Source organism: Colwellia sp. MB02u-14 (assembly GCF_014076915.1).
Lineage (GTDB): Bacteria > Pseudomonadota > Gammaproteobacteria > Enterobacterales > Alteromonadaceae > Colwellia_A.
Genome location: NZ_JACGUX010000049.1, coordinates 47,620 through 59,300, shown reverse-complemented (window position 1 = coordinate 59,300; position 11,681 = coordinate 47,620). Strand labels below are relative to the sequence as shown.

Sequence of the window (11,681 nt, the reverse complement as noted above, 5' to 3'; positions counted from 1 at the left end):
AATTGTGTCAACAGTCACTTTATGTTGTCTTACCAAAGGTAGTTGAAATTTTATGGATTATTTTGAACAGTTAGGTGTAAGTAGAGTATCAACGACCATCGAAATTAAAAAAGCTTATCGAAAACTCGCTAATAAATATCACCCAGATAGAAACGACAATATTGAAGCTAAAGAAAAATTTCAGTTAATTCAAAAAGCCTATGATGTTATTTCTGATCCCAAAAAACGGTCGGTATACTTAAAAAGTAACTATACCGTGATAACAGATCCGCGAGAAATTGCTGATTCTTTTTGGCAAAGTGCTTTTAACTAAGCGTAAATGAGTGCTCAATGAGCCCCTCTCTTAGACTTTCTATTAGGAAATATGAATGCAATCCCAAACAAACTTACCGGATTATTTAACGGATGATTTTTCTATGTATTTAGAAAATATGAATTCATTAGACGATCCGGAAAACCCTGATTTATTATCAAATTATTTAACAAGTCTCTTTGAACAATTGCAGCAAATGCCCTTATTATTTAATGGTATGGTTGACCAACTAGCGATGGCGATATCAACCAAGATCAGAATTGATAGCAAAAACCTGTCAACACTTGAACTGGCAGATGAACCTTCTTGGGCGGAAATTAAACCTTTTGTTGGCGTTCATGCTGATGCTAGAGCTTGTATTACCGAAATAATGACCCACGCAGAAGAAGACCTAAAAACAGCTATTTTGCTCATCCATTTTTATAACCGTTATGATGCAACACCTTTAAAAGCTGAAGAAGATGAATATGCTCAAGTCGATGATGATGAATCTAATGACTATGATGAAAATTACTAAGCGAGATAAATATAAAATTCTATAAAAGCAGAATTTTATATTCATAAATTTATTTGTACTATATATAAGTTTTAAGGAATAACCTTGACAAAAAATGCATTAATTCTAGCGACAGACATTATCGAACAAGCACAATACAGTGGCAGACGTGCGGGTACCTCTTTAGAAGCGATTGCCTCTGAACAGGGCGACGAAAAAATGCTTGCGGTATTAACAGAAATGGACATCTTAACCGTAGCAAAAATTGTCAGAGAGCACGATGCGACTATTCCGTCTATTGCAACATGGTTAATGGATGCCGAATCAATTAAACAACTCTTAAATGTAGAGCCATCGTATTGGCAAAATATGGATGAAGAGCATGTTTTTTGTGCGCAAACAGAAGCGCATAGTTTATTAACACAAATATTTCTTTCTTCAGATGACGAAGAAAAGCAATTAGAAGTATTAAACGCGATAGTTGAAGATGACTTTGGTCTTTTATATTTATCTTTGCCCTTTATCGGTCATGACTTTTCAGAATTAGAAGAAGATGAAGAGCAAACATCAGGGAGCATTGAAGAACTGTTAATGAAAATAAAAACGCTAAGTGAAGAAGCTTATCGTGAAGTCATGACGGTTAGTACAAATGGAACACTCGAAAACATTGAAAATGCGTTAAAACAAAATGCGAACAAACAACGAGTAACTGCTGTTGAAATGGACACCGACGATATGTTTGCACCGCTCTAACTTGCCAACAAAAACCGTATTATTTAATCTATATGAACCGCTTTAATTGATTGGAATTCATCAATGAACATTGCAGAGTTAAGAAATTATCCGTTTTTACTTTTGGTATTAAGAGACGGAGAAAGTGACGGCTTTTTTACGCCTGAATTTATGCATAAAACCAAACAACAACTATCTGATATGTCATTAAGAATCGCTTCTGATAATCTATCGATAATTTATGCTGATCAAATAAAGAAGGGCTGTGAAATTGTTTTGGGTATGAGTAACTTAGGCTTATTAGAACTGTGTGATAACGACACAGATAAAGCTAAAGACATACTAAAAACTCAAGGTATTGTATATTGTTTTAGAGCCGGCTGGGCAAAGTATGCTCAATTAAAGACAATATCGCCCTCCTACTTTGAAGAAATATCTATCCGGAGTTATGCGCTCGGTATTAACGATACTTCTGATATAAGATTAATGCACAGGACCTTTGTTAATGAAGGCTATCAAAGTGCAAAGCTTCTGCAAGTTTATAAAAGTATAGCAGCAGACTTTTCAGCAAATACCTTACTTATCGATGATGATGAAGACGTTTTGTTGTTTGAATTGCAAAAGTTTTTAAATACTGCAATTTCATTATTACTTATTGATTCAGAAAGAAAAGTCTTCACTAGTAGCTTGTATGAACAACTGAATACTTATCTGACGCATACCGATAAAAAGGTGTTATTAGCCAAAGTGGAGGCTTGCATTGCCCGCTTTACAGAACAACTACCAATTTCAACAAAAAGTTATTTGCAGGATATTAATTTACTCAGCTTTACTGAGCTAAAGGGGATTATTGACCAGCAAGAAAATATTTCTATTTATATCCAAGAAATATTAGAACTGCCTATCACCCTAGCAAATGAGTTGAATGGCGATTTTGACGGTGGTTATGACTTCCACGCTGATGATGAAGATGATATTGCTTATTTAAGACCTGATGCTTCATAATAAGGCCTTTTCGTTGTTAAAAAGGCGAATTTGTTAAACGTTACTTATGAAATTATATATCACTTTAAATTGTTCACTTACCTGTTAACGCTTGGTCATAAGTAAAAATATCTTAACAATAAAAAGCCTGATAAATAAATTATCAGGCTTTTTTAATAAGACCACGTTATCGTTAACTTAAAAGCTTAGAAACCACATTGCTTACCTTTATTTTTTTCTTTTAACCAAACGTGTAATGGAGCAAAGTAGTCAAGTACAGCAGTTGCATCCATTTGTTCACTCCCCGTTAAAACTTTATAAGCTTCTTGCCAAGGTTGGCTTGAGCCCATTTCTAATACGGTATTAAGTGCTTTGCCGGCTTCTTTAGAGTTGTAAATTGAACAGCGATGAATAGGGTCGGTATTACCCGAAACTTCACAGAGTGCTTTATGAAATTCAAACTGCTGAATATGGGCGAGGAAATAACGGCTATAAGGAACGCCACCAGGAACATGATATTTTGCACCCGGATCAAAAGCATTCGCTTCACGCGCTATCGGTGCGGCTACACCCTGGTATTTTTCACGCAACTCCCACCAAGCAGTATTGTAATTTTCAGGTGTTATTTCACCTGAGTAAACTTTCCAACGCCATTGATCAACCATTAAACCAAAGGGAATAAAGGCTATTTTTTCTAGTGCCATTTTCATTAATAAGCCAATATCTTTTGATTCATCAGGAATAGTATCAATTAAGCCTATTTCTTTTAGATATTTAGGTGTAACAGAAAGTGCAATGGTATCGCCAATTGCTTCATGGAAACCATCGTTGGCACTATTTTGGAAATAAACAGGTTGATCTTTATATGCTCGCTGGTAGAAGTTATGTCCAAGTTCATGATGTATGACATTAAACTCTTCACCTGTTTTTTGAATACACATTTTAATACGTATATCATCTTTAGCATCAAGATCCCATGCCGAAGCATGGCAGACAACATCACGGTCTGCTGGTTTGGTAAAGAGTGAACGTGTCCAGAAAGTTTCAGGTAATTCATCAAACCCTAACGAGGTAAAAAAGGTTTCCGCGCCTTTTACCATGTTAATTTCGTCATAGTCTTTAGCGGCTAGTTGTTTAGTAACATCATAACCAGGATCTGCATTTTCAGGAGCGACTAACTCGTAGATGTTGCCCCAAGATTGTGCCCACATGTTACCTAATAAATGTGCAGGGATCGGTTGGTCTTGTGGGACTTTATCTGCTCCATAAGTTTTTGCAAGTTCGCCGCGAACATAACAATGTAAGTCATCGTATAAGGGTTTTACTTGTCCCCATAAGCGGTCAAGTTCCTTAGCAAAATCGTCAGCAGGCATATCATAATTTGAACGCCACATAGTGCCTAAGTCTTTATAACCTAAACCTTGTGCTCCTTCATTGCCTAATTCCGATTGACGGATAAATAATGGTTTCATGTCGGGGCTAATAGTGCGCCAGCCTTGCCACATTTCGAGTAATTCGTCGTAATCACGTGAAGTTGCCATTGTTGACGTCATTTCACCTAAGCTTAGCGTTTTACCGGCTTTCGTTGTGTAAGTACCTTTACCGTACATACCACCGAGTTCTGAACCAATTTTTGCAAGCTCAGCAGATTTCTCCGAATCTTGTGGTGCGGGCATTACTAAACTTTGTTTTAAGGTATTTAATTTTCTTCGTTGATTTTCTGTTACCTCAATATGATCAAATTTAGCTGCAGACATAGCAAAACGAACGCCCGCTTCTGTTGATTTTTGATTTGCGGCTGCTGAAAGTGCTGCAGTATCATCGGTAATGAAATTTGAATAAATCCATTCTGCGCGGCTGCCTTCAATACCCAAGGCTATTAATTCTTTTTCGGTAGCGATAAGAAATGCATCCGCGTCTTTTGCCGTCAATACGGGCGCAACCTGCTTTGGTGTTTGCTGAGTTTTGCTTGTACTTTCATTGTTGCAAGCGCTAAGCGATGCCAGCACACATAAGGCAATACTCGTTTGTTTAAATAGCTTTATCATAAACGTCTTATTTTTATTATTAATGGAGAGTGGAGGGGAGTATATAAAATTGTGCAGAGGGCTTAAAGCTTTACGATTAAAAAATCGTGGTAAACTTTAGATAAAAGAAAGCACTAAACGTTTTCACGCTCAGTGCTTTGTATACCCTTCTACTTTTTTATTATCCACTTTAAAAAGCTTAACTGAAAATTTTCACATAGAATTTTAGATTTTTATTCACCACCACAGGCAGCCAGTAAACAAGATAGGTTTAAGGCGATTAACGGTAACGTTTATATATTATTATTGCTTTAATTCATAAAGTGCTCAGACCGAATCCACCTATAATACCTGCACAGTAATAAATCAAGATCAAATACTTGTTGGCTTGAAATTTAAACAAGTACTTCGTTTGAGTTGAAAAAAAGATACAGAGATTTATCCATGATAAGTAAAACAAATTTTACATGGTGCTAGATCAATTTCAGGTCTGTAAATTGTTGTGTAAATGCATTGAACTGTATCTCAATTAAAAAATAAGAAAGCTAGACCAATAAACCGTGATGTAATCGGCCACTTTCTAAACAGTAGATAATGATGAGGTTCTTGATGTTTTTTACTGTTTATATATTATAACGAATAGTGAGTTTTACAATGAATCATACTATTCTATTGAATTTTAAGAATAAAATTTGTATTCGAGATTCATTGTTGCGTTATTTCAAACGCTTGTTTAAACTGTGCTTAAATTAGTATCAAATATTTCATTCAGATGTGGTTAAAAGGTATTGTTAGAAGATGAGTACAAAAAATAAAATTCTAGACGCAGCTGAAAGCTTATTTGCAACACAAGGTTTTAATGGCACTTCATTAAGAGAAATAACCAGTCAAGCTGAAGTTAATTTAGCGGCAGTTAATTATCATTTTGGTTCAAAAAAAGAGCTAATAAAATCGGTAATGTCCCGTTATATGAATGAACTTTCACCACGTTTAGAGTCTGCTCTTGTTGAAGTATGTGAACGTGACAATTTGAATTTACTCGAAGTGTTTTCAGCCTTTATCGAACCTTTATTATCATTAAACGATTTTAAAGAAAATGGTACGAGCAATTTTCTGCAACTACTTGGACGAGGTTATAGCGATAGCCAAGGTTTTCTCCGCTGGTTTTTAACGACTCAGTACCCAGGTGTGATTAACAATTTTGTAAAGGCTGTTCAAAAAGCTTATCCAGAATTAACGGCTGAAGAAATGTTTTGGCGCTTACACTTCACCATGGGAACGGTGGTATTTACGATGTCATCTAGCGATGCTTTAATTGATATTGCAAAAAGTGACTTTGATAAAACGATGGATATTGCTGGCGTTATCAAAAAAGTGATCCCCTATGTTGCAGCAGGTGTTTCTGCACCATTACTTTAAAGATCTATTTCTTCTTTTTAATAGGATAGTTCAACATCAAGCTTTGTAATTAAGCCTGATTTAGGTAGAGTAGCACCTTTAATAACTTATTATTTTAAAAGCGTGTTTATGGGTCCTATTATGTTAGATGTGCTTGGCACATCTTTAACGGCAGAAGACAAAGAGCTTCTGCAACATCCTCTTGTTGGCGGGTTAATTTTATTTACTCGTAATTATGAATCTCCTGAGCAACTCGCTCAACTTACGGACAGTATTCGCGTGGCCGCCAATAAAAACCTTATTATTGCTGTCGATCATGAAGGTGGTCGAGTTCAGCGTTTTCGTGAGGGTTTTTCACTTATTCCAGCGATGGGGAAAATTTGGAACTTTGCTGATAAAAATGTTATTAAAGCTCAAGCGCTGGCTAAACAAAGTGCGATATTAATGGCATTAGAAGTTCAAGCGGTGGGTATCGATATTAGTTTTGCCCCTATTCTTGATATTGATGATATTAGTGCGGTGATCGGTGATCGTTCTTTCCATAAAGACCCTGAAATTGTCTGTAAACTAGCGAGTGCTTTTGTTGACGGCTTACATCTTGTTGGCATGAAGGCTACGGGTAAACATTTCCCAGGTCATGGCAGTGTCGAAGCAGATTCTCACCTTGCTTTACCTATTGATCCTCGTTCACGTGAAGAGATATTCGCGGTAGATATGTTGCCTTTTAAGACGTTAATTAAGAGCGAAAAAGTGGATGCTCTAATGCCTGCTCATGTTATTTTTCCTGAAATCTCTCCTGAAGCGGTTGGCTTTTCCCCTTATTGGCTACAAGATATTTTACGAAAGGAACTTGGCTTTAATGGTGTTATTTTCAGTGATGATTTATCCATGAAAGGTGCTGCATGTGTTGGTGGCTATGTTGAACGAGCTGAGGCTGCTCAACAAGCGGGTTGTGATATGTTATTACTGTGTAACAACCGAAAAGGCTGTATTGATGTGATCGATAATGCCAATATCAGCATTGATGAAGAGAGCAATCAACGGTTGTTACGTTTATTAAAAACGTCAACCGGAGGATTAAGTGAACTACGTAATAACACTCTTTGGCAAAATGCTCGTCAAGTATTCGCTGAATATTTATAACATAACTTTAACTTCCCCTCTTAAAAATAATAAAAATAGAGCCCTTAATGAAGCTAACAAAACAAAGTATTATTGTACTAGCGCCTCTAATATCCTTCGGGTTTTACTTTCTGCTGCTATGGTTGGGGTTAGCTGCAAAACCGGCAACTGCCGCCGCTATCACCTTATTGACTGTTATTTGGTGGGTCAGTGAAGCAATACCTATTCCAGCGACATCTCTTGTTCCTTTTGCATTACTCCCGATATTTGGTGTGGTTGACCATAAAACAGTGGCTTCATCATTAGGAAGTCATGTTATTTTATTGCTAATGGGGGCATTTATGCTGTCAAAAGCGATAGAAAAAAGTGGTGTTCACCAAAGATTAGCTGTTTATATGGTCAGGCTAGTTGGGGTTTCAAGCGGACGTCGATTAGTCTTTGGTTTTATGTTGGCGTCTGGTTTATTAAGTATGTGGATCTCGAATACGGCAACTACCTTAATAATGTTACCTATTGCATTAGCTATTCTTGCTCATATTGATAATAGAGAACTTAAAGTGGCGCTTATTTTAGGTATTGCCTATGCAGCATCGGTTGGTGGTATTGGTACGCCAATAGGAACCCCGCCGAATGTTATATTTATGGGCATATATGAAGAGCATACAGGTCGGGAGTTTGGTTTCTTGTCATGGATGAAAATAGGTGTCCCTATTGTTCTCATCGCGCTACCTATTATGGCATGGTGGTTAACGAGAAATATAAAACTTGAGCAAGAAATTAAATTACCAGACCAAGGGCAGTGGCGAAGTGAAGAAACAAGAACTCTTTGGGTGTTTGGTTTAACAGCACTTGCATGGATCACACGCAAAGAGCCTTTCGGTGGTTGGAGTGACTGGTTAAATATTCCTATCGCTGGAGATAGCACTGTTGCACTGTTCGCTGTCGTTTTAATGTTCTTAATACCCAACGGAAAAGGCTCTCGTTTACTTGATTGGGATACAGCTAAAACAATACCATGGGGTATGTTGTTATTGTTCGCTGGTGGTATTGCTATAGCGAAGGGGTTTGTTGCTTCGGGGTTAAGCCAAATACTCGGTGATTGGTTCTCTTCATTAGCCAATTTACCCATAATAGTGATGATTTTAACAATCTGTTTAGTGGTCACTTATCTTACTGAGATCATTAGTAACACCGCAACAGCAACGCTACTGATGCCTATATTAGCGGTTGTAGCATCATCGGCTGGCTATGACCCTATGGTCTTGATGATCCCCGCAGCTATGTGTGCAAGTTGTGCGTTTATGTTGCCCGTTGCAACAGCGCCTAATGCGATAGCCTTTGGCACTGGTGAACTTGAAATTAAAGATATGGTGAAAGAAGGGGCAATACTGAGTTTTATTATGTCTTGTTTAATCGCAATAGTATGCTTTCTATTTTTGTTCTAATTATCACGATTAACTGTTATTTATGAATTTACCTGTGTTAACTGCTTCGAAGCTTACCCTTGGCAATTAATACGGATTATTAGCTAACTTTTCATGATTTTTATGATGTTGTTAATATCAAACCCAACATACCCAGAGTCAAGCCAAATATAGCTCACATGGGGCGAGCCCGATGCTTTTCTAATTTTACTTGAGGGGCTAAATCTTGAAATATTGAATAAATAATGCCGCCAGAAGCGAAAAGCATAACCGCAGCAATAATTTGAGGGGACTCTGACAACCATAAAAAGCCAGAAACTTCAGCGATAGGGCCGAGCAATGCCATTAAAGTAAACATGATTATAATTTTATTGGGCCTATAAGCTCCCGATACACTTAATTCACGGTAGGCATTAAAACCTTACGGTAAGTTTTGTAATGCGATCAGACCAGCAAGTAAAAAAGCATTGTCGCTTGCTGTTGCGAATGCGGCGCCTAAAGCGATTGATTCTGGAATAAAATTGGAAAGCATTGCGGCAAGCTGACTCGCAGGGGTATCAATTTTTTTAAGGTAAATATCAAGCGCCATAAAGCTAAACCCACCAACGATAAGCAGGTAACATGGTTAAGTTTGCTATTCCCTCAGGGACTAAAACCAACGCTACAGTTGATAATAACGCACCACCACTAAAAACGATGACAGTATGCCTTAATTCTTGTTCAAGCCAATCACTTTTAAACTTTCAATAAAGGCAATAAGCGCACCTAACGGCATAGCTAAACCGGCGAGTAATGTAGAGACTATAAGGTCAGTAAGAGAGACATGACTTGATTCTCTAAGGATACTTCAGTGCTTCATCGAAAATCATGTAATGGTGAAGAACGAAAATGCTGACTATTTTCGCTCTTCATACTTATTATTTTAAAACTTTCTTTGATCAACAAATCGAGCCAATAAGATAGCAACTAAAGCGATGCTGAAACCACTGTAAACAACAATCATCATTTGTGGCATGGTGTAACCGAAAAAGTGCCAATTAATATCTCCACAGTCTCCTGTTGCTTCAAATAGTGAAGGTAACCATTCGTGCAGAGGTGCCCAACTAGGGAAGTTAGGTATAAATTCACAGCTGTATAAAAATGACATAGTGGCTGATTGTATCTCGACATGTTCAAGAGCTATTAATAACCCCCATATTGCACTAACACCCCATAATGAAAATGCGATTAAGCGTAACACACTATTTTTATTACCTAGACTTCCTATTATCCCAGCAAAGAATATTCCCCATATAGCCGTTCGTTGATAAATACACATAATACAAGGCGCTAAGCCCATCACGTATTGGAAATAAAGAGCAGATAATTCCAAACCAAAAGCGGTAAGGGCAAGTAATTGCCAAGCACGGGTGTTTACCGATAAATCACTTAAAAACTTCACGACAGATTCCTATTTATTGTTAGTTAAAGGTCAAATATAAAAGATTGTACATAATTTAATAATAATTAGGCAAAAAAAAAGCTTCTAAATGTTTCTAGAAGCTTTTGATAATAACACGTTAATGATGAGTATATTTAAGAACCATTTATTAGAATATGAACATAAATACTCGCGGCATAACCTAAAGCAATAACAGGTGTCCATTTTAAGTGACTAAAGAAAGTGTAGTAACCACGTGCCTGTCCCATTAAAGCAACACCCGCTGCAGAACCAATAGATAATAAACTACCACCAACCCCTGCAGTTAAGGTGACTAATAACCATTGAGCGTGAGACATATCTGGATTCATCGTTAGTACAGCAAACATGACCGGAATGTTATCTACAATGGCTGATAATATTCCAACGAGAATATTTGCATTAGTTGCGCCGAGTTCCCCATACATAAATTCAGATGCCATGCCTAAGTAACCAATAAAGCCTAAACCGCCAACCGCTAAAATTACGCCATAGAAGAAGAATAAAGTATCCCACTCTGCTTTTGCTATTTTATCAAAAATATCAAAGTCATCTTCAATTTGATGGCCTGTCGGACTATCTGATTCATCAAATCCACTTTTTCCAACTTTACGAATGAAGTAGCCAAAGAATTTAAGATAAGCCAAACCTAGCATCATGCCAAATACGGGAGGTAAGTGTAAAAAGTTATGGAATGAAACCGCGGTCATAATAGTTAAGACAAACAAAGCAACGATTGTTAAGCCGCCATATTTAATTGGTGTTAGTTCTGTTGATTGTGCAACAGGATTACCTTTGGGAATAGCAAATTGCATAATAAATGCAGGAATAATGAAGTTAACAACAGAAGGAATAAATAAGGAAAAGAACTCACTAAATTGGACCATTCCTTTTTGCCATACCATCAAGGTTGTAATATCACCAAAGGGGCTAAAGGCACCACCAGCGTTAGCACCGACAACAATGTTTATACATGCTATTGCAATAAACTTAGGTTCATCTTTACCTACTGCGAGTACGACTGCACACATAATTAATGCGGTTGTTAAGTTATCAGCAATTGGCGAAATGAAGAAAGCAAGCGTACCGGTTAACCAAAATAATGTTTTATAGCTAAAGCCTTTTACGACTAACCAGTCACGAAGTGCATCGAAAACATTACGTTCTAACATCGCATTGATGTAGGTCATCGCAACAAGTAAGAAGAAGAATAACTCAGCATATTCAAGGAAGTTATGACGAATCGCAACTTCTGCAGCATGTGGCATACCTTGAGAGCCATAAAATGCAGCAATTAAAATCCAAATAATACCTGCAGCAAGCAATACGGGCTTAGATTTTCTTAAGTGAAGTTGCTCCTCTAAAATAACCAATATGTATGCAAGTACAAAAATGGCAATAGACGCATATCCTACCCAGTGACTGGTCAGGTTAATTGTCTTATGGGCTGAATCAGAGGCAAAAGCAATTGTAGGGATACCTATTGCTAGCAGTGAGAGCAAAATTTTTATCATATTATTCCCAAAAGATGATGAAATTATTAGTATTAATTTATTTAATAATATCAAAAAAATAACAAGATTATATATCAAAGCTCAATATTAGTATCTAGTTTACAACTGTTTAAATGTTTAATAATTTTTTTTATCCACCACTAAATTATTTTTATGCTGAATTAATCCACTTGTGCCAAATAGATGTTCTGGTACAATCACTTAAAATTTTA

At 36.9% G+C, this 11,681-nt stretch carries 12 protein-coding genes; 7 read left to right on the top strand and 5 right to left on the bottom strand.

All coding sequences use genetic code 11. The features are described 5' to 3' along the window. Positions 1-52: 52 nt before the first annotated feature. From H4J52_RS04250 to H4J52_RS04235, 4 genes are all read left to right on the top strand, one after another. Positions 53-313 (top strand): DnaJ domain-containing protein, encoded by a 261-nt coding sequence (locus H4J52_RS04250; RefSeq protein ID WP_182177859.1) that lies wholly within the window; start codon positions 53-55, stop codon positions 311-313. Positions 314-368: 55 nt separating this feature from the next. Next, entirely contained in the window at positions 369-830 is a 462-nt protein-coding gene (locus H4J52_RS04245; RefSeq protein WP_182177860.1) for a hypothetical protein, read from the top strand. A gap of 84 nt (positions 831-914) precedes the next feature. Continuing rightward, positions 915-1,562 carry a hypothetical protein gene (locus tag H4J52_RS04240; RefSeq protein ID WP_182177861.1) on the top strand — a complete coding sequence of 216 codons (648 nt, stop codon included), beginning with the start codon at positions 915-917 and terminating at the stop codon, positions 1,560-1,562. Between the two features lie 63 nt (positions 1,563-1,625). Further along, on the top strand, positions 1,626-2,546 hold the full coding sequence (locus tag H4J52_RS04235; RefSeq protein ID WP_182177862.1) for a hypothetical protein: 921 nt from the start codon (positions 1,626-1,628) through the stop codon (positions 2,544-2,546). 185 nt (positions 2,547-2,731) lie between these two features. Here H4J52_RS04235 and H4J52_RS04230 read toward each other — a convergent pair whose 3' ends face one another. Then, on the bottom strand, positions 2,732-4,573 hold the full coding sequence (locus H4J52_RS04230; RefSeq protein ID WP_182224261.1) for a M2 family metallopeptidase: 1,842 nt from the start codon (positions 4,571-4,573) through the stop codon (positions 2,732-2,734). A 777-nt stretch (positions 4,574-5,350) separates the two neighbouring features. On the opposite strand from H4J52_RS04230, the gene H4J52_RS04225 reads away from it, so the two are divergent. From H4J52_RS04225 to H4J52_RS04215, 3 genes are all read left to right on the top strand, one after another. Beyond that, entirely contained in the window at positions 5,351-5,971 is a 621-nt protein-coding gene (locus H4J52_RS04225; protein WP_182177864.1) for a TetR/AcrR family transcriptional regulator, read from the top strand. 108 nt (positions 5,972-6,079) lie between these two features. Further along, positions 6,080-7,093, top strand: coding sequence for a beta-N-acetylhexosaminidase (gene nagZ / locus H4J52_RS04220; RefSeq protein ID WP_182224260.1), 1,014 nt, complete (start codon positions 6,080-6,082; stop codon positions 7,091-7,093). Between the two features lie 47 nt (positions 7,094-7,140). Then, positions 7,141-8,517, top strand: coding sequence for a DASS family sodium-coupled anion symporter (locus H4J52_RS04215; RefSeq protein ID WP_182177866.1), 1,377 nt, complete (start codon positions 7,141-7,143; stop codon positions 8,515-8,517). 154 nt (positions 8,518-8,671) lie between these two features. Here the strand turns inward: H4J52_RS04215 and H4J52_RS20385 are convergent, their stop codons facing one another. From H4J52_RS20385 to nhaD, 4 genes are all read right to left on the bottom strand, one after another. Then, positions 8,672-8,854 (bottom strand): hypothetical protein, encoded by a 183-nt coding sequence (locus H4J52_RS20385; protein ID WP_404851834.1) that lies wholly within the window; start codon positions 8,852-8,854, stop codon positions 8,672-8,674. Positions 8,855-8,917: 63 nt separating this feature from the next. Next, a complete protein-coding gene (locus tag H4J52_RS20380) occupies positions 8,918-9,085 on the bottom strand; it encodes a hypothetical protein (RefSeq protein WP_404851835.1) in 168 nt (55 codons plus the stop codon). A gap of 333 nt (positions 9,086-9,418) precedes the next feature. Next, complete coding sequence (dsbB, locus tag H4J52_RS04205) at positions 9,419-9,937, bottom strand: disulfide bond formation protein DsbB (protein WP_182177868.1); 519 nt, start codon at positions 9,935-9,937, stop codon at positions 9,419-9,421. A gap of 134 nt (positions 9,938-10,071) precedes the next feature. Further along, a complete protein-coding gene (gene nhaD / locus H4J52_RS04200) occupies positions 10,072-11,469 on the bottom strand; it encodes a sodium:proton antiporter NhaD (protein WP_182177870.1) in 1,398 nt (465 codons plus the stop codon). Positions 11,470-11,681 lie beyond the last annotated feature (212 nt).